Below are 23,769 nucleotides of genomic sequence, written 5' to 3'. Positions count from 1 at the left end.
ATGGACTTAAACCCCCTGACAGCCGCCATCGCATCAGCCTACGCTAGCGTTCAAGAATTCTTGTTTACCTATGTAGCTGGGCCAATTTTGTATCAATTTGACCTGATGTCGATGGCCGAGGATGTATTTGATGGCATCGACTGGTTTTTGTTTGGATGCATTCAGATTTTCCTGATTGCGGTGATTCTCAGAGCCTGGGAGAGATTTTCCCCTGCAGAGATACAAGAGCGGTTTGCGAAGAGCTCCAAGGCGGATATTTTTTACACCCTGTTTCATCGTCTAGGCATTTTTCACGGTCTGATTTTTATTGCCTTATCCGGACTTTTCTTTCAGCTTGATTCGGTCTTGCATGACTTCCGTTTTGGCAGACTGAATGTGGAGTCCTGGTGGCCACCAGTCACATCCATACCCTTGGTGAGTTTTTTTATCTACTTTGTCTTACTTGATTTGGTGGAGTATCTATATCACCGCGCCTCCCATGTGTTTAATTGGTGGTGGAAATTACATGCCTTGCATCATAGTCAAACGGTGATGACTGCTTGGTCTGATGATCGCAATCACATCATCGACGACATCATGCATGCCTTTGTGTTTTCTTTCTTTGCTCTATTGTTTGGCGTATCACCTAGTCAATTTATTGTGTTGGTGGTGTTAAGCCAACTGATTCAAAGCTGGCAACATGCCAATTTGAAGATTGATCTTGGCTTTTTTAAATACTTCTTAATTTCTCCGATGTATCACCGGCTGCATCACGCGGTAGGTTTCGGTCACGAGGCCAAAGGTAAACCAGGTGTTTTAGGGGGTTGTAACTTTGGTGTTTTATTTCCTTGGTGGGATATGATGCTTAATACTGCAATCTTTTCAAAAGAAGTTCATCCCACTGGAGTCAGGGACTTAGTTTTGTCGCCCAATGTATTGCAGCATCAGTGGCAAAGTCTCATTCACTCGATTCGAGAAATCTTTCCCAAAGCAAAATAGAAGTTAGTAGCTCACACAGTAGCAATGGAAATATATGAATAGCATGCAGCAAGTTTTTAAGTCTTTTGGCTTAGCTTTAGTTGGTGCGATGCATCCCAAAATGCTATGGCTTAGTCTGCGACCATTTTTAATTGTCTCGGTCTTGTGGGGCGTTTTAATTTGGCTAACTTGGACTCCAGCATTAGAGATGCTGAGTACTTTTCTGACGGCATCCATTTTTACTAGCTTGATTGCGGATGGCTTGATCTGGGCCGGCTTCGAGGGTGCACGTGCATGGATCGCACCGCTCTTCTTCGTGATGTTACTGATTCCTTTAATCTCCATTAGTTTATTGGTTTTCATCGCCTTGACAACCGTGCCAACCATCGTCAAGGTAGTCGCGCGTCAATACGCCTATAAAGACATTGCGAAGAAAAAGGGCGGCGGTTTGTTGGGTAGTTTTGCTTACACCCTTTGGTCCGCCTTGATCTGTTTAGCTCTAGTGATGCTCACTTTGCCAGTGTGGTGGATACCGCCACTGGTTGCTGTTTTGCCGCCATTGATTTGGGGCTGGTTGACCATGCGCCTGATGTCTTACGATGTGTTAGCGCTGCATGCTACTGCAGAAGAGCGCGATATCCTTTTGCATCAACACCGTTGGCCACTATTGGCTATGGGAATTATTTCTGGGATGTTGGGAGCGGTGCCGACCTTTTTCTGGGCAACTTCTGTTTTAGCCCTTGTCTTATTTCCCATTGTCAGCTTTGTTGCGCTGTGGGTCTATTCTTTAATCTTTGTCTTTGCTGCGCTCTGGTTTACACATTACTTGCTTGAGGCATTAAAAGAATTACGTAGTATTGAGTTGGATCGATCTTTGAATATTGAAGCGCGTGTTATTGATACGGAGTTGCCGAACCATGGTTGAGGTATTAAAAAATTCGAGTCTCGAGGACTCCGAAGCAAATACTCGTCGTTTCGGTTTAATTGTGATTGGTGATGAAATTTTGTCTGGGCGTCGTCAAGACAAGCATCTGAGTAAATTGATTGAGCTTTTAAATGAGCGTGGCCTAAGCTTATCTTGGGCTAAATATGTCGCAGATGATCCCGAACAAATTACCGCTACCTTGAAAGATACCTTCGCAAGTGGTGATGTGGTTTTCAGTACCGGGGGTATCGGAGCTACGCCTGATGACCACACTAGACAATGTGCCGCTTTAGCTTTGGGTACACAAACGCAATTACATGCGACTGCACAAGAGCTTATTGCAGGACGTATTCGGATCATGGCAGAGGGCGACCCCATGAAGGCCGATCTCAATACTGCGGAAAATCAGCATCGCTTTAAGATGGGGGAGTTTCCAATTGGGAGTGACATCATCCCAAATCCCTATAACCAGATCCCTGGTTTTTCGATTCGCGAGCACTATTTTGTGCCTGGCTTTCCTGTCATGGCTGCGCCCATGATGGCGTGGTGCCTGGATACCCATTATCAGAATTTATTTCATCGTGAAAACTGGGCAGAGCAAAGTTTTATTGTTCCAAAAGGGATTGAGTCCGTTTTAACACCCTTAATGGAGCGTATTGAGGCCTCATATCCAGGCGTAAAGGTCTTTAGTCTCCCGTCAGTTGGCGATTCCTCTAGAGGCGGTGTCTACGCCGACCGGCATATTGAATTGGGTATTAAGGGTAATGCCAGTCTATTAGAAGAGGCCTGGATTGCTTTGCGAGCAGGCACTGAGGCTTTGGGTTATGTAATTCATGATATTTCAAAATCTGATTAAGCACTAGTTTGGTGCAAATAGAGCTATTTATAGGGTTTTGAGGGGCTTTTCAGCACTTAATTAGTGCAATAATGGCTGTTACCGTTTGTTTGCTTCAGTAAATTAGATACATCCCAAGGGCATATTTAATGCCTGGAATAAACAAGGGTGTACACCTTAGGTTTGTATTCCGAATTCAGTTAATAGAGGAGATTTGCATGACGAAGACCGTCGCTGATGTGATGAAGTTAGTTAAAGAGAAAGAATGTACTTTTGTTGATTTCCGCTTTGTAGATACAAAGGGTAAAGAGCAGCACACAACAGTACCTATTTCCCATTTTGACGAAGACAAGTTTGAGAGTGGTCACGCGTTTGACGGTTCATCTATTGCCGGTTGGAAAGGTATTGAAGCATCTGATATGTTGCTGATGCCAGATCCAACAGCTTGCTACATCGACCCATTCTATGAAGAGCCAACATTGGTGATCACATGTGACGTGATCGAGCCTTCAGATGGTAAAGGTTACGACCGTGACCCACGTTCGATTGCTAAACGTGCTGAGTCCTATTTGAAGAGCACTGGTTTGGGTGATACAGCGTACTTTGGTCCAGAGCCAGAATTCTTTATTTTTGATGGCGTCCGTTGGGGTGCTGATATGCAGGGTTGTTTCGTTAAGGTAGATTCTGAAGAGGCTCCATGGTCTTCAGCTGCTGAAATCGAAGGTGGGAACCCTGGACATCGTCCAGGTAAAAAGGGTGGTTACTTCCCAGTTGCTCCAGTAGATACATTCCATGACATGCGTTCTGAAATGTGTTTGATCCTCGAATCTTTAGGCATTCCAGTCGAAGTGCATCACCATGAAGTTGCTGGTCAAGGCCAAAACGAATTGGGCACTAAGTTCAGCACATTGGTTGAGCGTGCTGACTGGACTATCTGGCAGAAGTATGTCATTCAAAACGTAGCGCACGCTTACGGCAAGACAGCCACATTTATGCCTAAGCCTATCGTTGGCGACAACGGTTCTGGTATGCACGTTCACCAATCTATTTGGAAGAACGGCGAGAACTTGTTTGCTGGCAATGGCTACGCAGGTTTGTCAGAGTTTGCATTGTTCTACATCGGCGGCATTATTAAGCACGCTAAGGCATTGAATGCGATCACTAACCCAGGTACAAACTCATACAAGCGTTTAGTTCCAGGCTTTGAGGCTCCAGTAAAGTTGGCTTACTCTGCTCGTAACCGTTCTGCTTCGATTCGTATTCCACACGTTTCAAGCCCTAAAGGTCGTCGTATCGAAACTCGCTTCCCTGATCCATTGGCTAACCCATACCTCTGCTTCTCAGCATTGATGATGGCAGGTTTAGATGGTGTTCAGAATAAGATTCATCCAGGTGAAGCTGCTGACAAGAACTTGTATGATTTGCCACCAGAAGAAGATGCAAAGATTCCAACCGTTTGTGCAAGCTTGGAAGAGGCATTAGAAGCTTTAAACAAAGACCGTGAGTTCTTGACTCGTGGTGGTGTCTTTACAGACTCTATGATCGACGCATATATCGCTTTGAAGATGGAAGATGTCACACGTTTCCGTATGACGACTCATCCGATCGAATTCGATATGTACTACTCCCTGTAAGCGAAGGAGAAATGTTGAGCGCAGGTCTGTTGCGCAATTCGTTCAAAGGGGCAGCTTCGGCTGCTCCTTTTTTTCCGACATTGCTTGATCAGATGCCCAATGCCGTCGTGGTATTTGAGGCTGATAACCAACAATTGGTTTATGTGAATCCTGCAGCAGAGTCTGCGCTGGATCTTTCTCGTAAATCACTTGAGGGTCAATCTGTGCGCGAATTATTTGGATCCAATGAAGCCCTCAATCACATGATTGATGAGGTTAAGGCAGGGCACTTTTCTGCAAAACGACAGGAAATGATGTTGCATTCCTTGCCCGGTAGCATTCATCAAGAATCTATTCCTGCGCATGTGGTGGTAGCTAGCCTTGAAGATCCAACACTCATCATGATGGAGTGGTTCCCGATTGATCAGCAGTTACGTAGCGAGCGGGATGAGCGTGTGACACAGCAAGTTGAAGCAAACAAACAGTTAATGCGTAACTTAGCGCATGAAATCAAAAATCCTTTAGGCGGCATTCGTGGCGCCGCTCAATTACTCGAGTTCGAGCTTCCAGAAAAGGGCTTGCGTGAATACACTCAAGTCATTATTAAAGAATCTGATCGCTTACAGAATTTAGTTGATCGACTGCTCGCACCGCATCGCAAGGCGCATGCCATGGAGTCATTTAATGTTCATGAGGCGCTAGAGCGAGTTCGTAGTCTCGTATTAGCTGAGTTTCCTAAGGGTCTCAGAATCATTCGTAACTATGACACCAGTCTGCCTGATGTTTTGGGTGATCGTGAGCAGTTGATTCAAGCGGTCTTAAATATTGCTCACAACGCAGCCCAGGCGCTTACTGAAGAAATTTCTCAAGGTACAGCTCAAATTGAATTGAAGACAAGAGTAGCGCGCTCAGTAACTATTTCTAAACAACGCTACAAGATGGCGATGGATTTACATGTGATTGATAACGGACCTGGTATCCCAGATGAAATTCGCGAGCGCATTTTCTTCCCCTTGGTATCTGGTAGGGATGGGGGCAGTGGTCTTGGCCTTACTTTAGCTCAAACTTTTGTGCAGCAGCACCAAGGCTTTATCGCCTGTAATAGCCGTCCTGGACGGACTGATTTCCAAATTCAAATTCCTTATCGCAGGCAGGAGAAAGTATTATGAAACCCGTTTGGATCGTTGATGATGACCAATCAATTCGTTGGGTGTTAGAGAAGGCGTTGACTCGCGAGAATATTCCGCATAAAAGCTTTTCCAATCCCAATGATGTACTTGATGCATTGGAAAAAGATTCCCCCCAGGTATTGATTTCAGATATTCGTATGCCACGTGGCAATGGTTTAGATCTTTTGCAAAATGTAAAAGAAACCCATCCACTGCTTCCGGTGATCATCATGACTGCTTATTCTGATTTAGACTCAGCGGTCTCATCTTTTCAAGGTGGCGCATTTGAATACCTTACTAAGCCATTTGATATTGATAAAGCAGTTGAGTTAATTCGTCGCGCTATGGAGCAGAGTGAGCGCAACCAATCTGGCAATAAAGAGATGAATGGCTGGAGACAAGATTCCACTGAAATTATTGGCCAGGCTCCAGCAATGCAGGAAGTGTTTAGAGCGATCGGACGTTTAGCTCAGTCACATTCAACAGTATTAATTACAGGCGAGTCTGGCACTGGCAAAGAGTTGGTAGCACAAGCACTGCATAAGCATAGTCCTCGCGCGAAAGGTCCATTCGTTGCCTTTAGTACTGCAGCAGTTCCAAAGGATTTGTTTGAGTCAGAGTTATTCGGCCACGAGCGCGGCGCTTTCCCTGGAGCTTTGACTTTACGCCGCGGCCGTTTTGAGCAGGCTGATGGTGGCACCTTATTCTTGGATGAGATTGGTGAAATCCCATTCGACCTACAAACACGTTTGTTACGCGCTCTAACTGATGGTCATTTTTACCGTGTTGGCGGTCAAGATCCGATTAAAGCAAATGTACGCATCATTGCGTCGACCCACCAAAACTTAGAGGCCCGAGTGGCCGCGGGTGCTTTCCGGGAAGATTTATTACACCGCTTAAATGTTATTCGCTTGCGTATGCCAGCATTGCGTGAGCGTGCAGAGGATATCCCCGTTTTGGCACGACATTTTATGTTGTCTTGTGCAAAGTCCTTAGGTGTAGAGGCTAAAAATCTTTCGGATGACGTTTTAAAAGAAATGAGCTCTATGCCATTTCCTGGTAATGTGCGTCAATTAGAAAATCTCTGTCACTGGTTGACGGTAATGACGCCGTCTAATGTCATCGGGGTAAGTGATTTGCCTGCTGATATTTTGACAGAAGCCAGTGAACAATCCGAGCTGCTGCAAGGTGAATCTAGCTCTAAAGTGCAGCTTGCTGTTAAGACTGGCTCGGTTGATTGGGAAGGTGGTTTAGGTCGCCTTGCAGTCAAAATGTTGCAGGATGGAGATTCAGGGGTGTATGACGTGTTGTGCTCTAAATTTGAAAAGGCAGTTCTACAAGCTGCGCTAGAAGTTACCCGCGGCAGACGTGTAGAAGCAGCTCAAAGACTGGGTATCGGTCGCAATACAATTACTCGAAAGTTGCAGGAGCTGGGAATTAATGACTGATTCAGTCAGAATAGCTGCTTGGAATGTAAATTCTCTGAAGGTGCGTTTACCGCAGGTGCTCAAGTGGCTACAAGATCAAGAGCGAGCAAAAGCACCTATCGATGCACTCTGTCTTCAGGAGCTCAAGTTAACTGATGATAAGTATCCACATCAAGAGCTTGAAGAAGCTGGGTACATCAGCGTTGCTGCTGGGCAAAAAACCTATAACGGTGTGGCAATTATTGTTCGCAAAGCTGCCTTAGCACCTATTGCTACTGACCATGACACCACATTTCTAAAGCCAGTGAGAAATATTCCGGCTCATGTAGATGAGCAACAACGCATCTTAGCGGCTACAGTGTGTTTTAAGGGAATGCAGCCGATTCGCCTAGTATCGGCATACTTCCCTAACGGACAGTCGCCCGATAGCGATAAGTTCGTTTACAAACTAGACTGGCTCAAAGCGCTAGAAAATTGGTTAAGAGAAGAATTAACTCAGAATAGTCGCTTAGCTCTTTTGGGCGACTTCAATATCGCACCGAGTGATATCGACGTACACGATCCCTCGAAATGGATTGGGCAAAACCTAGTTTCCCCGGAAGAGCGTAAAGCCTTTGAGCAACTGCTGAATTTGGGCTTGACGGACTCTTTCCGCATGTTTGAGCAAGCGCCCAAATCCTTTAGCTGGTGGGATTACCGCATGATGGGCTTTCGAAGAAACGCCGGTATGCGAATTGATCACATTCTATTAAGTGATGCCCTTAAAGAAAAGTGCAGCTCAAGCATCATTGATAAAGAGCCTCGGACTTGGGAGCAGCCTTCGGATCATGCCCCCGTGATTGCAGAAATTAAGGCTTAGATCGTCACCTTCACTGAGTTACTAGGCCGCCATGACGAAGTAGGGCATCGATGCTGGGCTCGCGACCTCTGAATGCCTTAAATGATTCAGCAGCAGGGCGGCTACCACCCACCTCCAGAATCTCTTGGCGATAGCGTATACCTGTTTTTTCATCAAGGACGCTACCAGTCAATTTGGCCGCTTCTTCAAAAGCGGAATAGACATCGGCAGAAAGTACTTCTGCCCATTTATAACTGTAATAGCCAGCAGCATAGCCACCAGCAAAGATATGGCTAAAGGTATTTATCCAGCGGGAGATAGATGCTTGCGGTATGACATTAAATTGATCGGCGATGTTTCTGGATAAATTAAGCACAGCCTGCCCATGCGCACTCTTTGGATCAAAGCTGGCATGCAGACGCCAATCAGTGAGTGACATCACAACCTGACGCAAAGTCATATAGCCATTTTGAAAATTCTTGGCAGCCAGTATTTTTTCAAATAATTCACGAGGGAGTGGTTTTCCAGTTTCAGCATGCGCTGTCATTTTTTCTAAGACCTCCCATTCCCAGCAGAAGTTTTCCATAAATTGGCTTGGTAACTCTACAGCATCCCACTCAACACCATTGATGCCAGATACTCCTAATGCACTGACTTGCGTTAAGAGGTGATGCAGGCCATGACCACTCTCATGAAAAAGTGTGATCACATCATCATGAGTGATTGTCGGTTGGCGTAATACACCATTTACTTTTACAGGGGGCGCAAAGTTACAGACCAGATACGCTACTGGTATCTGGATTTCTCCATTGGGTGATTCACGACGACCGCGCGCATCATCCATCCAGGCTCCACCACGTTTACCCGACCTTGCGTAGGGGTCAAGATAAAAATAGGCTACTGTAGTGTCAGCCGCATTTTTGACGGAGAAGGACTGCACATCTGCATGCCAAGTTGGCAAATCAGCCTTTTCAATCTTTACGCCAAATAAAGTTTGAATGACACCAAATAAGCCCTCCAATACTTTAGGTAAGAGGAAGTACTGTTTGAGCTCATTTTCAGAAAAAGAATAGCGCTCTTGTTTCAATCTCTCGGAAGCATAGGCAATATCCCAGGGCTCCAATCCATCAGCAATAGACAGCTCAGTCTTAGCGAACAGAGAAAGTTCTTGCCAATCCTTTAATGCAAAAGGTTTTGCTTTTTGAGCAAAATTCGTTAAGAAGATATCGACTTCCTCAACAGTGCTTGCCATTTTAGGTGCCAAACTTAGAGCGGCATAGTTTTTAAACCCCAGCATGCGCGCTTCTTCATCGCGTAGCTTTAGTTGCTCAAGCATGTTTTGCGTATTATCCCAATTGAGGTTACCTTGAGAGTACTGAGGGGCTAGTTCAGAAGCTCGAGTTACATAGGCCTCATACATTAAGCGACGTAGTGATCTGTTCTCGGAGTACTGCATTACTGGGTAATAAGAAGGGAAGTGTAGTGAAAATGCCCAACCCTGAAGATTCTTCTGTTGAGCAAGATCGGCTGCAGCAGCTACAGCATCCTCAGGTAGGCCAGCCAAATCGGCATCATCAGTAATAAGATGAATGAATCCATCAGTGGCATCTAAAACATGATCAGAAAAGGCCTTGCCTAATAATGCTTGCTCGTCTTGAATCTCTGCGAAGCGGGGCTTATCAGCATCACTTAGCTCAGCCCCACCAAGGCGAAAGTCTCTCAATGAGTTTTCAATCACTTTTTTCTGGGCGGAATTGAGTTTCGAATAGTCGCCACCTTGGCTCAAGAGCTTAAACTTTTCATACAGCGCAAGATTTTGTCCCAAGCTTGAAAAGAAGGCGGTTACCTTAGGCATCATCTCGCCATAAGCAGCGCGTAGCTCCGGCGTATCTCCGACGCTATTTAAGTGAGAAACAACACCCCATGACCGACTTAGGGATTCAGTTGCGTCCTCAAGGGGTTCGAGCAAATCATTCCAGTTTGCAGGGGTGCTTGGGTCTACTGCATGATCCACTGCAGATTGCGCCCCCTGCAGAAGGAAATCGATTGCCGGCGCAATGTCGGATGGCTTTACCTCAGCGTAGGCGCAAATTCCTCTTCCGAATGCAATTAGTGGATTTTTCTGGAGTTCGGTGGAGGGCTTTGATGTGGTTGATTTAGTCATCCCTATAGCTTAATGGACGACAGATACTTTTGCTAATCAGACCCTAAAAAAAGGCCCTCAAGCAAAGGCGTCTATTAAGACGGCTTCGCAGCCTTTTCTGCTGCCTCTAAGGTATTCATCAAAAGCATAGTGATGGTCATGGGGCCTACGCCACCGGGCACAGGTGTAATCCAACCAGCAACATATTGAACGGCATCAAAATCAACGTCGCCACAGAGTTTTCCATCGGGCATGCGATTAATGCCCACGTCAATGACTACGGCGCCATTTTTGACCATATCACCGGTAATCATTCTCGGTTTGCCGGTCGCCACTACTAAAATATCGGCATCCTTAGTGTGATGCGCTAAGTCACGAGTCTTGCTATTACAAATAGTGACTGTCGCACCTGCTTGCAGCAAGAGCATGGCCATCGGTTTGCCAACAATATTGGAGGCACCCACGATCACGGCGCGTGCACCACGGATAGGGTAGTCAATGCTTTCCAAAATCTTCATGCAGCCATAAGGAGTGCATGGCTTGAATTCAGGCTGACCCACCATCAAGGCACCAGCATTAGCTACGTGAAAACCGTCTACATCCTTCTCGGGTGCGATTGCCTCAAGTACCCGCTCAGCCGCAATGTGCTCAGGAAGTGGCAATTGAACCAAGATGCCATGGATGGCTGGATCAGCATTGAGAGTGGCAATGCGAGCTAGTAATTCCTCTTCGCCTAACTCTACAGAAAAGCGCTCAAGTACAGAGTGGAAGCCAACGTCTTCACAGGCCTTTACTTTATTTCTGACATAAACCTGGCTAGCAGGATTTTCGCCAACAACAATGACTGCTAAACCTGGTCTAACACCCTTGGCGGTAACGATTGCTCCACGAGCAGCAATTTCAGTGCGTAATTTTTTTGATAGCGCGATGCCATCGAGTAACTGTGCAGGCATAAAATTTAATTAGGTTGTGGATCAGAAAGGGCAAGACGCAGAAGATCTGCAACGGTATTCACGTTGAGCTTTTCCATAATATTAGCGCGATGAGCCTCTACAGTTTTGATCGAGATACTCAGATCATCTGCGATTTGTTTGTTTAAACGACCGGCTACGATGCGCTCGAGTACTTGGCGTTCACGCCCAGTGAGTTTGCTCAAGAGGCTTTGCGTGACCTTGCGCTGACTTGCTTGGGAGTAATCAATACGCGCTTTTCCAAGCATGCGATCTACTAAGCCGCAGAGATCATTTTCTTTAAATGGTTTTTCGATAAAGTCCACCGCACCACGCTTCATAGTAGAAACTGCCATCGACACATCGCCATGACCGGTAATGAAGGCAACCGGCATGGGTAGATTTTCGCTAATCAGGCGCTCTTGTAGTTCTAGGCCAGACATGCCGGACATACGGACATCCAGAATGGCGCAAGAGATGGTTGATTTATCAGTACTTTGGAGTGACTGCAAGAAACGCTCAGCACTTGCATGACAGCGAACAACATAACCATTACTTTCGAGTAGCCAGGTGAGGGAGTCGCGAACTGCCTCATCGTCATCTACTACATAAACTACTTCAGCTTGATTGGGTTTGGTAGCAGCACTGATATTCATATTAGCTTTCGCAAATAAACCTAAAAAAATACATAAATTAAATACTATCCTTAGAGCCCGGAGACTCTAGAGGTAATAGTATTGTAAAGGTGCAGCCCGACAACTTTGTATGTTCAGCATCCATCAGATTGGTTGCCCAAAGACGGCCCTGATGGGACTCAATTACAGATCGGCAAATGTTCAGACCCATGCCCATACCATCACTTTTAGTGCTGAAAAAGGGCTCAAACATGCGCTCAATCACTGATTTTGCGATTCCGCCCCCCGCGTCCCGTACCTGAATACGCAACATGGCGGGGAAGGTGCTGGTGTCTAAATCCGCCGAGATCCGCACGGGGGGAGCCGACCAGCGCGAGGAAAGGGGGTAAACCTCCCTCAGACTATCCAGCGAGTTTTTCAGGAGATTGACCAAGACCTGCAAAATTAAGACTGGATCTAAGTCGACCGCGGGAAGATTTTCAGCAATTTCAGTGCTGATACTCAAGCGATGGCGATGGGCTTCAATTTCCACTAATCCAACGGCATCGTGAATGATTTCAGCAATGTCGCAAGACTTTCTTTGGGGTTCACTTCGTTTTACAAAGCCCTTAATACGCTGAATGATCGTACCAGCGCGATGAGCCTGATCAGATGCCTTCTCTAGCGCCGGAAGAATATCTTTTTGTAAGGCAGGATCAAGCTGACCCTGCAAGCGTTTTGCTATACCCATGCAGTAGTTCGAAATTGCAGCAAGCGGTTGATTTAATTCATGGGCCAAGGAAGAAGCCATTTCACCCATGGTTGTTAAGCGGCTAGTAAATTGCATCCGCTCTTCTTGTTGTCGAGCCAAGTCATCAGCTTCTACGCGAAGCGTAATATCCGTGGCAATTAATAATTGTGCCAAGTGCCCATCTACCCATGGGACATTACGTCTGCGAACTTCATACCATTTTGAGGCTCCCGACACCTCATCTAGCAATTGAATTTCTTCTGATTCAGTTTCTTGATAGGGTGATTGGGCTGAAATACCTTCGGATGTCTTTTCGCTACCGGCCAATTCAAAGTGACCCTTGGCAGTATTACCAAAGCGTTCACGATAGAAGCGATTTGTAAATAATAGTTCGCCGTTCTCATTTGATACTACTGAAACGGCAGCATCAAGCCCTTCTAGTACAGCAACAAATCGCTCTTGTGAAGCTGCTAATTCTTCTCGAATTTTCTTAGGTTCTGAGATATCAATTAATGAAGTGACCCAGCCAGTTTGTTGACCCTTTTCATTTACGAGGGGCGCAATAAATGTACGCGTCTGAATGACTGATCCATCTCTGTGGAGAATCGAGCCCTCAATCCCAATAGTTCTCTCTTCACTCAGCGCTATTTTGAGAGCCTTATTCATCTTGTCGGTCAGCTCATTTTTCTGGCCTTCAGGCCAAAAGGCAAATGGGGGGCTCAGTCCAATGAGTTCTTCTGCAGACCACCCAGTCATCTCACAAAAAGCCGGATTCACGTAAGTAATCACTCTATTCATATCGTGCGCACGAATTCCAACTGGAGTGGAATTTTCCATCGCACGACGGAAATTGGTTTCTGCCCGAAGATTTGCTTCGGCCTCTTGCCTTACTTGCATCTGCTTAAGAACAGACCATAAGCTCCAGATCACAAATGCACTCAAACCCAGCACGACGCCTATCAACATCCTAAAAGTTAAATTCGTTGCTGGCGGGTAGGTGTCAATGCGTAGACTGAGGTTTGGACTGAGAACTCCAATATCTAAACTAGTTTGATTACTAAATGCACGCTTTGGCGTATTTTTATCAGATGAGATTGCTAGGACCCTGTCATCGTCTGTAATTAATGTGAAGCGATACTGGCCCTTGAGCTCGCCAGGAATCATTTCAAGCAAGCCTTGTGTGGTGTATAGAACAGCTACCATGCCATTAATTTCATTGCCAGAAATCTGGGGAACTGTTTGCCAAAATACGTTACGAATTTCTTTTGAGATGACTTCATCGCTAGGAACTTCAAGCGTCATGAATTGACTAAAAGCAGGTCTGCTTGTTGCTGTACTGAGCTCAAGGGTTTTTCTTAAGCCTTGATTGATAGTCTCAGCGTTAACATCCTTATTAAACCAATCTGTTCTTAAGTTATCTAGCGGAATCCTCCACTGTCGTTGACCTACTTTATCAATCCAAACTATTTGTGCAATTTCATGATTACTTTGCAATAAATTTTCAGCCTGAATGATGAAGTTTTCCTTTGACTTGAAGGATTCGCCGCCACTCACATAGTCACGCCCAAGAGACTGAAGAACATCGGTATTGTTGGCAAAACGCAATTGGATACGTTGCTTTGCAAAAGAGAGCTCTCTAAATAGAGCGGCTTCTTGTTGACTTTTTTCTTGCAATTGCAAGGTCCCCATAATGATTCCCATCACTACAGTAAATAGAACGATGGCTATTAGGGGTGTGAAGACAAGCTTAAATCCTCGTATTCGTCGGAGCCACTTTATTGGCGAGAGCTGCCAAAAGGAAAATGCGATTTTTTTCATGTATTTCGCATATTTTGCCTTATTGCTCGCTTCTTTTTGCTTGTTTTGTTTTGGTCACCACTCTAATTGCGATGCAACAAAATTCCACATAGTGAGAAATATTATCATTATGTGGAAAATTGCTTGTTTACACCCATAGACCTTCCTAGAATATTGCCTATAGAGTAAATCAATAAAAACGATGTAATAAATGGAGGCAGTTTATGGCAGCGGTTCCAGAACAAATTTTGGGTAGCGCAGGAGAACAAGATGCTGATCCAGGCGAAACCCAAGAGTGGTTACAGGCCCTCGATGGTGTGATTCGGAATGAGGGTCCAGAGCGTGCTGCCTATCTGATTGATCAGCAAATTTCCCATGCTCGAGTGAATGGGGTGAATCAAGCCTTTCATGCTGAAACTCCTTACATCAACACAATCCCTGTAGAGCAGCAAGCACGTTTACCAGGCGATCAAAATGTCGAGCACCGCATCCGTTCCTACACGCGGTGGAACGCAATGGCTATGGTCTTGCGTGCCAATAAAGATACCAACGTTGGTGGTCATATTTCTTCTTTCCAGTCGGCGGCAACTCTGTATGACGTTGGCTTTAACCATTTCTGGCATGCCCCATCACCAGAGCATGGTGGTGATCTGATATTTGTTCAGGGGCATTCAGCTCCAGGTGTATATGCCCGGGCCTATATGCTCGGTCGTTTGTCTGATGAGCAGCTGAATAACTTCCGTCAAGAAGTGGGCGGCAAAGGGATCTCTAGCTATCCACATCCTTGGTTGATGCCAGATTTCTGGCAGTTTCCTACGGTATCGATGGGCCTTGGCCCAATCATGGCTATTTATCAAGCACGCTTTATGCGCTACATGCAGGATCGTGGATTCATTCAAGCGGAAGGTAGAAAAGTGTGGGCCTTCCTCGGCGATGGTGAAACTGATGAACCGGAATCACTCGGTGCGATTGGTATGGCCGGCCGTGAAAAATTAGATAACCTGATTTTTGTTGTGAACTGCAACTTGCAACGTCTTGATGGCCCTGTTCGAGGTAACGGCAAAATTATTCAAGAACTCGAAGGTGAGTTCCGTGGCGCCGGTTGGAATGTAATCAAGGTAGTTTGGGGTGGTCATTGGGATGCATTGTTTGCTCGCGATAAAAAAGGCATCTTGATGCAGCGTCTTGGTCAGATTGTCGATGGTGAATACCAGACTATGAAAGCCAAGAGTGGTGCCTACGTCCGCGAAATCGTTTTCAATACCCCCGAATTAAAGGCATTGGTCAGCGACTGGAGTGATGACGAGATTTGGCAACTCAATCGCGGTGGTCATGATCCCCATAAGGTGTTTGCAGCTTTTCATTCAGCCGTAAATCACAAGGATCAGCCAACCGTTATTTTGGCCCACACCATTAAAGGCTACGGTATGGGTGGCTCGGGCGAGGCGATGAATATTGCCCACCAAGCCAAGAAGATGAATGCAGATGACGTACGTCGTTTCCGCGATCGTTTTGAGATCCCCGTAAAAGATGAGCAATTAGAAGAAATGCCTTTAGTGAAATTTGCTGAAGGAAGCCCAGAGCTTGAGTATATGAAAGCTCGCCGTCAAGAGTTGGGCGGCTATTTGCCACAGCGTCGCATGAAGGCTGAGAGCTTGCCTGTACCTGCGCTTGAGGTATTCGCACCATTACTAGAAGCAACTACTGATGGCCGTGAGATTTCCACAACGATGGCCTTTGTTCGCATACTCAACACGATTGTGCGCGACAAGGTTTTGGGTAAGCGGGTTGTTCCGATTGTTCCAGATGAGTCACGTACTTTTGGCATGGAAGGTATGTTTCGCCAATTAGGTATTTGGAATCAGCTAGGCCAGCTTTACACCCCAGAAGATCATGATCAATTGATGTTCTATAAAGAGGACAAGACTGGTCAGATTTTGCAAGAAGGCATTAATGAAGCGGGCGGTATGTGCGACTGGATCGCCGCCGCCACTTCATACTCAACCCATGGCGTACCGATGTTGCCTTTTTACATCTTCTACTCCATGTTTGGTTTCCAGCGGATTGGCGACCTCTGTTGGGCTGCAGGTGATATGCGCAGTCGTGGATTCTTATTGGGCGGTACTGCCGGTAGAACGACTTTGAATGGTGAAGGCCTTCAGCATGAAGATGGTCACAGCCAGGTATGGAGTGCTTCAATTCCAAACTGTATTAGCTATGACCCTTCATTCTCATTTGAGGTGGCCGTAGTAATTCAAGATGGTATGCGCCGCATGTTGGCTGAACAAGAAGATGTGTACTACTACATCACTTTGATGAATGAGAACTACGCTCATCCAGCTATGCCAAAAGGTGCAGAACAAGACATCATTAAAGGTATGTACAAACTCAAGTCGGTTGGCGATGGTAATGCGAAATTGCGTGTACAGCTATTAGGTTCGGGAACTATCTTCCGTGAAGTTATTGAAGCCGCTGAAATCCTAAATAAAGATTGGGGCATTGCTTCCGATTTGTGGGGTTGCCCAAGCTTTACTGAACTCGGTCGTAATTGGAATACAGTTCATCGTAATAATCTGCTGAACCCAACTGCAGCACCTGCTTTATCTCATGTAGAGCAGTGCCTCAAAGATACTGCGGGCCCGATCATCGCTGCTACTGACTATGTCCGCTTGTTTGCTGAGCAAATTCGCCCAGCCATTCAGCATCTAGGCCGTCGCTTTGAGGTGCTAGGAACAGATGGTTTTGGACGTTCCGATACTCGTGAAAAATTACGCGATTTCTTTGAAGTAGATCGCTGCTGGGTTGTCCTCACAGCCTTGCGCTCATTGGTAGATGCTGGCCAGCTTGATCGCCAAAAGTTAGCTGAAGCGATTAAGAAGTACGGCATTGACACCACTAAGCCAAACCCAATGACGGTTTGATAAGAGACAGATACTATGAGCCAACTAATTGATATTAAAGTCCCAGATATTGGGGATTACAAAGATGTGCCCGTCATCGAGGTATTGGTAAAAGTCGGTGATCGTGTTGAGAAAGAGCAATCTATTGTTGTTCTGGAGTCAGACAAGGCAACCATGGATGTCCCCTCATCACACTCCGGTCTTGTAAAAGAGGTCATGGTTAAAGTGGGCGACTCTATTTCAGAGGGCGCCATCGTTCTCGTGCTTGAAGAGAGTGGCGCAACTGCAGCTCCAGCTGCCTTACAAGCTGCCGCTCCCGCAGTAGCGAAAACTGAACCTGCTGCGGCACCAGCCCCAAAAGTAGAGCCACCGATTTTGCGTGCACCTGCACCACCTCCTGTTAGTAATACGCCGGTTGAAATAGATCCAACAGCCAGTCACGCAAGTCCTTCAGTCCGTAAATTTGCTCGTGAACTCGGCGTTACAGTTCATCAGGTGAAAGGTTCTGGCCCTAAAGGCAGAATTACCCAAGAAGACGTGCAGGCTTTTGTAAAGGCTGCAATGATTGGTGGTGCCGGTAGCGCATCGACCGCATCTGGCGGAAGCTTAGGTGGCCTGAATCTAATTCCTTGGCCAAAAGTCGATTTCTCTAAGTTTGGAGAAACCGAACGTCAGCCTTTAAATCGTATTAAGAAGTTAACCGCTGCGAACCTAGGTCGTAACTGGGTGATGATTCCTGCTGTGACTTATCACGAGGATGCTGATATTACCGATCTCGAAGCATTCAGAGTGCTGACCAATAAAGAGAATGAAAAGCAGGGCCTCAAAATCACCATGTTGGCTTTCATGATGAAGGCTGCTGTTGCTGCTCTCAAGAAATATCCAGAATTCAATAGCTCCATCGATGGCGATGACTTGGTATTGAAGAAGTATTTTAATATTGCCTTTGCCGCTGATACGCCAAATGGTTTAGTGGTGCCAGTGATTCGTGATGCAGATAAAAAAGGTATTTTTGAGCTTGCTCGTGAAACCTCTGAGCTAGCCGCGCAAGCTCGAGATGGAAAACTAAAGCCCGAGCAAATGCAGGGCGCTAGTTTCACTATCTCTTCCTTGGGTGGCATTGGTGGCACCTATTTCTCACCAATCGTAAATGCACCTGAGGTAGCAATCTTGGGTGTAAGCAAAGCTGCTATGAAGCCAGTATGGGATGGTAAGCAATTTGTTCCACGCTTAATTTGTCCGTTGTCACTCAGCGCTGACCATCGCGTGATTGATGGTGCTTTGGCAACCCGTTTTAATGTCTATATCGCCCAGCTGATGTCCGACTTCCGTCGCGCAGCACTTTAAGGAAAAGATATGGCCAAGCAAATTATTCTCGTACCGGATATTGGTGATTATTCAGATGTGCCAGTGATTGAGGTGCTCATTAAAGTGGGTGACGTGATTGAAAAAGAGCAGCCACTACTCGTTCTGGAATCTGACAAAGCAACGATGGAAATTCCAGCTGATACAGCTGGAACTGTTTTGAGTATTTCAGTCAAAGCTGGCGATAAGGTTGGTAAAGGTAGTGTCGTAGCTGAAATTGAAGTGGGGGCGGTATCAGCTGCGCCTCAAGCTTCCGCGTCTGCAGCCTCACCAGTTGCAGCTACTACTCCTGTAGCAGCGCCTGTCATCAGCGCTCCTATTGCCGGTCAATACAGCGGTAAAGTGGATCATGAGTGCGAATTGCTCGTCTTAGGTGCAGGTCCAGGCGGCTATAGTGCCGCATTTCGCAGTGCAGATTTGGGTATGAGTACTATTTTGATAGAGCGCTATTCAACTCTAGGCGGTGTTTGCTTAAACGTGGGTTGTATTCCCTCGAAAGCCTTGCTTCACACTACTGCAGTGATGGATGAAGTGAAGACGATGTCTCAGCATGGTATTAGCTATGGCGCTCCCAAGATTGAAATTGATCAATTGCGTGGCTACAAAAATTCAGTTATTGCCAAGTTAACGGGTGGATTGGCCGGCATGGCAAAAGCCCGTAAGGTTAGTGTGGTGCGTGGATTAGGCCGATTTTTAGATGCAAATCACGTAGAAGTTGAATTAACCAAAGGTGATGGCCAAGATTTAACAGGGCAAAAAGAAGTGATTCGTTTTCAGAAGGCGATCATTGCGGCAGGAAGCCAGCCTGTAAAACTCCCATTCTTACCAGAAGATCCTCGTATCGTAGATAGCACTGGCGCCTTGTTACTCAAGAGCATTCCAAAGCGCATGTTGGTGATCGGTGGCGGCATTATTGGTTTGGAGATGGCTACTGTTTATAGCACCCTAGGCTCCCGTATCGATATTGCTGAAATGATGGATGGCCTCATGGCGGGCGCAGATCGTGATTTAGAAAAGGTCTGGGAGAAATTCAATGCTGGCCGTTTCGAAAAGGTCATGTTGAAGACTCGAGCATCTAAAGCTGAAGTCATGGCTGACGGTATTTCAGTGAGTTTTGAAGGTGAGGGTGCTCCCTCAGAGCCACAGACTTACGACTTAGTATTAGTTGCAGTAGGGCGCACGCCGAATGGCAAGAAGATTGACGCAGCAGCTGCAGGCGTTGTTGTAGACGAGCGCGGCTTTGTTCCTGTCGATAATCAGATGCGCACCAATGTGCATAACATTTTTGCGATTGGCGATATTGTTGGACAACCCATGCTTGCGCACAAAGCAGTACATGAGGGCCACGTTGCCGCTGAAGTCGCTGCAGGTGAAAAATCCTATTTTGATGCCAAGCAGATTCCATCGGTGGCATACACTGACCCAGAGGTGGCTTGGGCTGGGTTGACCGAAGAGCAGTGTAAAGCTCAGGGGATCGCCTACGAAAAAGGTTTATTTCCGTGGGCAGCTAGCGGAAGAGCGATTGCCAATGGTCGTGATGAAGGTTTTACAAAACTCATTTTTGACGCAACCAGCAAACGCATTATTGGTGGCGGCATAGTTGGTACGCATGCCGGCGATTTAATTGGTGAAGTCTGCCTAGCTATTGAGATGGGTGCTGATGCTGTGGATATTGGCAAAACCATTCATCCTCATCCAACTCTAGGTGAATCTGTTGGCTTAGCTGCAGAGGCTGCTCTTGGCCACTGCACTGACTTACCACCAGTAAAGAAGAAGGCACATTAAGTAATCCTCTTTGTCTTGGCAAAAAGCCCCGAAAAAAACGGGGCTTTTTTTGTACATCTCTGCAATAAAAGTGATGTAGTCATTGCATAGTCATTATTTCTTGCTACTTTTTTTTCTCACCGTTTGATTGCCTGATTGCGCAACATCTACAGCGTGCTTCACTGCCTTCTGGCTAGTTTCAAATACATTGGCAGCAGAAGTGATTGCTTGTTTCATGGCGTGTACTGCAGCATCTGAGCCTGCTGGCGCATTCTCAGTCCATTCTTCTACCAAGGCATTCATTTTTTGCTGACCCGCTTGAAATTCTTTTTCGGCGGACTTGGTAAAACTCGCTTGAGTCTCATGAGCTAATTCATAGAGATGGCGACTATAGGCCATAATTTTTTCAGCCATGGGTTGGACTGCTTCCGCCTGATGGGCGAGGAGTTGCTGAATATCTTTGACTTCAAGCGCTTTCTTGGCGCTACTCATGCTTTCACTCAGGCTTTGCTTAGCGATATGCATATTGAGCTCAATTAATTTCTCGATGCTTTGTAGCGCTTGATTGGTTAGCCCACTCAAAGTTTCTAGGTTAGCTTTTTGTGCCGCTGCTATTTGTTCGGGCGTTAATTTCATATCAATACCTTTCCTGATAATTTCATGGCTTTGCTTACTATGATCTATATCTGCACAATGTCAATTTATTTGGGCTGCATTGAGCAGTATTTAATGTTTATATTGCAGCGCCCCCAAGATCTGGACAGAGGCTTAAGAAATAGGCCTAAAATCACAGCTTAACTAAAAATCCCACCCTTTCAATAAGTTATCCATGAGATTGAAGCCTGATAGCCTGATTGCCCCCTTATTTGTATTGATTTGGAGTACGGGCTTTGTTATTGCACGCTTAGCAATGCCTTATGTTGAGCCCGCCACTTTCCTGTTTTGGCGTTTTGCAGGGGTATTGATGGCTATGGCATGCCTGAGCCTTGTCTGGAGAATCAGCTGGCCAAGTTGGTCTCAATTCAAACACATAGCGGTTGCTGGCATGTTGCTCCAGTTCGGCTATCTACTGGGGGTTTGGTTCGCAGTCCGGTTGGGGATGACTGCAGGCCTGGTAGCAATCATCGTGGGCTTACAGCCCATCCTAACAGCTTGGTTTGCTGCCTGGGTATCTGAAAAAGTTACAGGACGCCAGTGGATTGGTTTGGGATTTGGATTTGCTGGGGTGGCTTTGGTTGTTGCAGAAAAAATCGGCTTAGCCCATATTCCTCTGTTTAGTTACGTATTGGCTTTTGCCGCCTTACTCTCAATTACGTTTGGAACTCTCTATCAAAAGAAATTCTGTCCAGTCTTTGACTTGCGGGCAGGCTCATCGATTCAGTTTGGCGTATCCGCCATACTTTGCTTTGTTTGTATGTATTACTTTGAGTCTGGCGTTATGGTTTGGAACGTCCCAGTCATTGGAGCATTATTGTGGGCGATTTTCCCTCTCTCCATAGGTTCGATCAGCTTGCTTTTTATGATGATTCGCAAGGGGGCTGCAACCAAGGTAACAAGTCTCCTGTATCTGACGCCGCCCACCACTGCAGCGATGGCATGGTTCTTATTTGGTGAGCCTTTCACCTTTATGATGGCTGGTGGTTTATTACTCACGATGACTGGAGTTGTTCTGGTTAATCGAGGTCAAACAAGTACTGTTGCTACGATTGCAGAATAAGTTGCCTCTAATGGTAAAAAACTGCAGCCTAGAAGTAAAAGTTATTTATCATCTCGTATGTTAAAAGTTTTGGAAGGCAATTTGGGATGTATTTGAATCGTTTTTGGCTCGCTGCCTTCATCTGTCTAATCTCGTTTGGAGCAGCTACTTCCTTTCCGGTAATTGCAGCCAACTCCGATTCTCAAACTACAAAGTCCGCCAAGGCGCCAGCAAAGATATCTGTGAAATCAGAGTCTAAGAAGGTAGTTAAATCCTCTAAAAAGCAAAAAACAGTCAGGACTACTGTTACTCGTCCAAGCGAGCCTGTTGTTTCAGCAAGACCCTCATTTGCAACGGCACTGGGTTTGCGCGGTCAACATGACGATTTGAGTTTGAAGTCCAGTGTAGCTATGGTGGTTAATCAAGATACTAAAGAGGTGTATTTCGAAAAGAATTCCTCGGTCAGTTTGCCGATCGCTTCTATTACTAAGCTGATGACTGCGATGGTGGTGCTGGATTCTAAATTACCCCTAGATGAAACTATTGTCATTAATGCGGATGACGTCAATATATATCGCACGTCCCGTCTTGCTGGGGGAACTGTATTGACGAGAGAGGAGGCGCTGTTATTGGCGCTAATGTCCTCTGAGAATCGCGCAGCCTATACGCTGGGACGAAACTACCCGGGCGGCATCTCTGCATTTATAGACGCCATGAATCGTAAGGCAAAAGAGATTGGGATGACACATTCGCATTTTGCCGATCCTACTGGCCTCTTGAGTGAAAACGTTGCGTCGGCAGAAGACCTCACCCGTATGCTGAGTGCCGCCTATCAATACAAAATGATTCGTGAGTTTTCTACCTGGCCAGATTTGACTATGGTGATTGCCAAGCGCCCACAGAAGTTCCTCAATACCAATCGCTTGGTGCGTGCAGGTGATATGAATATCGGTTTACAAAAAACAGGATTTATTAATGCAGCAGGCAAGTGCTTGGTGATGCAGGCCCGCGTGAACAACACACCCCTACTACTGGTTTTCTTGGATTCCGTTGGAACGCAATCGCGTTTTGCTGATGCCGTGAGAGTGCGCGATTGGTATGAGCGCATGCCAATAGGTGAGCCTCAGGCAATTCGTCGCTTAATGTAGGAATTACATTTCTAAGCAAGATTGAGTTTTAAGAATGAGGGTCGCTGATCTTGGGTTTGTAACCCATCCCCTTAGAAATCTGCAATGCAGTATCTTGAAGTAGCTTAAGCCAGTCCGCCTGAATACGATCGGTAGGCGAGCTCAATGAGAGTCCTGCTACCAACTTGCCACTGTCATCATAAATTTCAGCTGCTACGCAACTGACACCCAACTCTAGCTCCTCATTGTCACTGGCATGGCCTAACTTGCGAACTTGATTGAGTTCTGAATCTAATTTTCCCAATTCGGTAATGCTGTTTCTAGTGTGGCCAGCTAAACCAGTGCGTGTGACATAAGCGCGAACTTGACTTGGATCATCGCTGGCCAGAAATAGTTTGCCAACCGATGTCAGGTGGAGCGGTGCGCGACCACCAATAGCGCGAACCACTTGCATACCTGATCGTTCGCTATAGGCACGGTCAATATAAACAATCTCATCTCCTTGGCGAACAGATAGGTTGATGGTTTCGCCGGTAAGCTTGTGCAATGCCCGCATTGGTCCTTGCGCTGCCTCACGGACCGATAAACGGGCTTTGACGAGGTTACCCAGCTCAAGTAGCTTCAGGCCAAGACGATAAGTGCCACCATCGCCACGTTCTACTAAGCGGCAGGCTACCAAGTCATTGAGAATGCGGTGAGCTGTGGAGGGGTGTAAATCAGTCTCTTCTGCAAGGTTTTTAAGGCTACTGGACTCTTCGTGGGATGCAAGGGCATCAAGCAGGTTCATCAGGCGTTCCACCACCTGAATTGCTGTTTTGCCAGCTTCACCTGGTGATTTTGTAGCTTTTTCTGATTTATTCAATGCCATGCTGTCAATTGTAGCGATTTTTGCTCAAAT

The 23,769-nt window shown here is 46.2% G+C and carries 18 protein-coding genes; 12 read left to right on the top strand and 6 right to left on the bottom strand.

Annotation, left to right across the window (positions count from 1 at the left end; translation table 11 throughout):
- The 7 genes from C2747_RS06020 (at position 1) to xth (ending at position 7,785) form a co-directional block, all read left to right on the top strand.
- Entirely contained in the window at positions 1-978 is a 978-nt protein-coding gene (locus C2747_RS06020) for a sterol desaturase family protein (RefSeq protein ID WP_215330727.1), read from the top strand.
- Between the two features lie 43 nt (positions 979-1,021).
- On the top strand, positions 1,022-1,882 hold the full coding sequence (locus C2747_RS06015) for an EI24 domain-containing protein (RefSeq protein ID WP_251374704.1): 861 nt from the start codon (positions 1,022-1,024) through the stop codon (positions 1,880-1,882).
- A complete protein-coding gene (locus C2747_RS06010; RefSeq protein WP_215330725.1) occupies positions 1,875-2,738 on the top strand; it encodes a competence/damage-inducible protein A in 864 nt (287 codons plus the stop codon). Before C2747_RS06015 ends, C2747_RS06010 begins: the two co-directional genes overlap by 8 nt.
- Positions 2,739-2,935: 197 nt before the next feature.
- On the top strand, positions 2,936-4,351 hold the full coding sequence (glnA, locus tag C2747_RS06005) for a type I glutamate--ammonia ligase (protein ID WP_215330724.1): 1,416 nt from the start codon (positions 2,936-2,938) through the stop codon (positions 4,349-4,351).
- Between the two features lie 11 nt (positions 4,352-4,362).
- Positions 4,363-5,499, top strand: coding sequence for a nitrogen regulation protein NR(II) (gene glnL / locus C2747_RS06000; protein ID WP_215330723.1), 1,137 nt, complete (start codon positions 4,363-4,365; stop codon positions 5,497-5,499).
- Positions 5,496-6,947, top strand: coding sequence for a nitrogen regulation protein NR(I) (gene ntrC, locus C2747_RS05995; RefSeq protein ID WP_215330722.1), 1,452 nt, complete (start codon positions 5,496-5,498; stop codon positions 6,945-6,947). The genes glnL and ntrC overlap by 4 nt, the downstream gene beginning before the upstream one ends.
- Positions 6,940-7,785 carry an exodeoxyribonuclease III gene (gene xth, locus C2747_RS05990; RefSeq protein ID WP_215330721.1) on the top strand — a complete coding sequence of 282 codons (846 nt, stop codon included), beginning with the start codon at positions 6,940-6,942 and terminating at the stop codon, positions 7,783-7,785. Before ntrC ends, xth begins: the two co-directional genes overlap by 8 nt.
- Positions 7,786-7,795: 10 nt before the next feature.
- On the opposite strand, the gene C2747_RS05985 is transcribed toward xth, so the two are convergent.
- The 4 genes from C2747_RS05985 to C2747_RS05970 form a co-directional block, all read right to left on the bottom strand.
- A complete protein-coding gene (locus C2747_RS05985) occupies positions 7,796-9,928 on the bottom strand; it encodes a M3 family metallopeptidase (protein ID WP_215330720.1) in 2,133 nt (710 codons plus the stop codon).
- 74 nt (positions 9,929-10,002) lie between these two features.
- Positions 10,003-10,860, bottom strand: coding sequence for a bifunctional methylenetetrahydrofolate dehydrogenase/methenyltetrahydrofolate cyclohydrolase FolD (folD, locus tag C2747_RS05980; protein WP_215330719.1), 858 nt, complete (start codon positions 10,858-10,860; stop codon positions 10,003-10,005).
- Between the two features lie 5 nt (positions 10,861-10,865).
- Positions 10,866-11,513 carry a response regulator transcription factor gene (locus C2747_RS05975; protein WP_215304203.1) on the bottom strand — a complete coding sequence of 216 codons (648 nt, stop codon included), beginning with the start codon at positions 11,511-11,513 and terminating at the stop codon, positions 10,866-10,868.
- A gap of 37 nt (positions 11,514-11,550) precedes the next feature.
- A complete protein-coding gene (locus tag C2747_RS05970; RefSeq protein ID WP_251374703.1) occupies positions 11,551-13,911 on the bottom strand; it encodes a PAS domain-containing sensor histidine kinase in 2,361 nt (786 codons plus the stop codon).
- A 332-nt stretch (positions 13,912-14,243) separates the two neighbouring features.
- On the opposite strand from C2747_RS05970, the gene aceE reads away from it, so the two are divergent.
- From aceE to lpdA, 3 genes are read left to right on the top strand one after another with little or no spacing between them, the layout of a single operon-like run.
- A complete protein-coding gene (aceE, locus tag C2747_RS05965) occupies positions 14,244-16,940 on the top strand; it encodes a pyruvate dehydrogenase (acetyl-transferring), homodimeric type (protein ID WP_215330717.1) in 2,697 nt (898 codons plus the stop codon).
- Between the two features lie 15 nt (positions 16,941-16,955).
- On the top strand, positions 16,956-18,266 hold the full coding sequence (gene aceF / locus C2747_RS05960; protein WP_215330716.1) for a dihydrolipoyllysine-residue acetyltransferase: 1,311 nt from the start codon (positions 16,956-16,958) through the stop codon (positions 18,264-18,266).
- Between the two features lie 9 nt (positions 18,267-18,275).
- Entirely contained in the window at positions 18,276-20,069 is a 1,794-nt protein-coding gene (gene lpdA, locus C2747_RS05955) for a dihydrolipoyl dehydrogenase (RefSeq protein WP_215330715.1), read from the top strand.
- Between the two features lie 93 nt (positions 20,070-20,162).
- Here lpdA and C2747_RS05950 read toward each other — a convergent pair whose 3' ends face one another.
- Positions 20,163-20,684, bottom strand: coding sequence for a phasin family protein (locus C2747_RS05950; RefSeq protein ID WP_215330714.1), 522 nt, complete (start codon positions 20,682-20,684; stop codon positions 20,163-20,165).
- A gap of 193 nt (positions 20,685-20,877) precedes the next feature.
- On the opposite strand from C2747_RS05950, the gene C2747_RS05945 reads away from it, so the two are divergent.
- Together C2747_RS05945 and C2747_RS05940 are read left to right on the top strand one after the other, a co-directional pair.
- Positions 20,878-21,765, top strand: a complete 888-nt coding sequence (locus tag C2747_RS05945) for a DMT family transporter (RefSeq protein WP_215330713.1) — start codon at positions 20,878-20,880, stop codon at positions 21,763-21,765.
- 86 nt (positions 21,766-21,851) lie between these two features.
- A complete protein-coding gene (locus C2747_RS05940; protein ID WP_215330712.1) occupies positions 21,852-22,892 on the top strand; it encodes a serine hydrolase in 1,041 nt (346 codons plus the stop codon).
- Positions 22,893-22,920: 28 nt separating this feature from the next.
- Here C2747_RS05940 and C2747_RS05935 read toward each other — a convergent pair whose 3' ends face one another.
- Positions 22,921-23,739 (bottom strand): IclR family transcriptional regulator, encoded by an 819-nt coding sequence (locus C2747_RS05935; RefSeq protein WP_215330711.1) that lies wholly within the window; start codon positions 23,737-23,739, stop codon positions 22,921-22,923.
- Between the last annotated feature and the right edge of the window lie 30 nt (positions 23,740-23,769).

Origin of the sequence: Polynucleobacter corsicus, from assembly GCF_018688255.1 — a bacterium.
Lineage (GTDB): Bacteria > Pseudomonadota > Gammaproteobacteria > Burkholderiales > Burkholderiaceae > Polynucleobacter > Polynucleobacter corsicus.
Note: the sequence above shows the minus strand (reverse complement) of the source record. Positions and strands in the feature narration are given on the sequence as shown.

What these genes read in the sequence shown, in the direction of transcription:
- C2747_RS06020 (WP_215330727.1), top strand. Translation starts at nt 1, where the DNA reads ATGGACTTAAACCCCCTGACAGCCGCCATCGCATCAGCCTACGCTAGC.
- C2747_RS06015 (WP_251374704.1), top strand. Translation starts at nt 1,022, where the DNA reads ATGCAGCAAGTTTTTAAGTCTTTTGGCTTAGCTTTAGTTGGTGCGATG.
- C2747_RS06010 (WP_215330725.1), top strand. Translation starts at nt 1,875, where the DNA reads ATGGTTGAGGTATTAAAAAATTCGAGTCTCGAGGACTCCGAAGCAAAT.
- glnA (WP_215330724.1), top strand. Translation starts at nt 2,936, where the DNA reads ATGACGAAGACCGTCGCTGATGTGATGAAGTTAGTTAAAGAGAAAGAA.
- glnL (WP_215330723.1), top strand. Translation starts at nt 4,363, where the DNA reads ATGTTGAGCGCAGGTCTGTTGCGCAATTCGTTCAAAGGGGCAGCTTCG.
- ntrC (WP_215330722.1), top strand. Translation starts at nt 5,496, where the DNA reads ATGAAACCCGTTTGGATCGTTGATGATGACCAATCAATTCGTTGGGTG.
- xth (WP_215330721.1), top strand. Translation starts at nt 6,940, where the DNA reads ATGACTGATTCAGTCAGAATAGCTGCTTGGAATGTAAATTCTCTGAAG.
- C2747_RS05985 (WP_215330720.1), bottom strand. Translation starts at nt 9,928, where the DNA reads ATGACTAAATCAACCACATCAAAGCCCTCCACCGAACTCCAGAAAAAT.
- folD (WP_215330719.1), bottom strand. Translation starts at nt 10,860, where the DNA reads ATGCCTGCACAGTTACTCGATGGCATCGCGCTATCAAAAAAATTACGC.
- C2747_RS05975 (WP_215304203.1), bottom strand. Translation starts at nt 11,513, where the DNA reads ATGAATATCAGTGCTGCTACCAAACCCAATCAAGCTGAAGTAGTTTAT.
- C2747_RS05970 (WP_251374703.1), bottom strand. Translation starts at nt 13,911, where the DNA reads ATGGGGACCTTGCAATTGCAAGAAAAAAGTCAACAAGAAGCCGCTCTA.
- aceE (WP_215330717.1), top strand. Translation starts at nt 14,244, where the DNA reads ATGGCAGCGGTTCCAGAACAAATTTTGGGTAGCGCAGGAGAACAAGAT.
- aceF (WP_215330716.1), top strand. Translation starts at nt 16,956, where the DNA reads ATGAGCCAACTAATTGATATTAAAGTCCCAGATATTGGGGATTACAAA.
- lpdA (WP_215330715.1), top strand. Translation starts at nt 18,276, where the DNA reads ATGGCCAAGCAAATTATTCTCGTACCGGATATTGGTGATTATTCAGAT.
- C2747_RS05950 (WP_215330714.1), bottom strand. Translation starts at nt 20,684, where the DNA reads ATGAAATTAACGCCCGAACAAATAGCAGCGGCACAAAAAGCTAACCTA.
- C2747_RS05945 (WP_215330713.1), top strand. Translation starts at nt 20,878, where the DNA reads ATGAGATTGAAGCCTGATAGCCTGATTGCCCCCTTATTTGTATTGATT.
- C2747_RS05940 (WP_215330712.1), top strand. Translation starts at nt 21,852, where the DNA reads ATGTATTTGAATCGTTTTTGGCTCGCTGCCTTCATCTGTCTAATCTCG.
- C2747_RS05935 (WP_215330711.1), bottom strand. Translation starts at nt 23,739, where the DNA reads ATGGCATTGAATAAATCAGAAAAAGCTACAAAATCACCAGGTGAAGCT.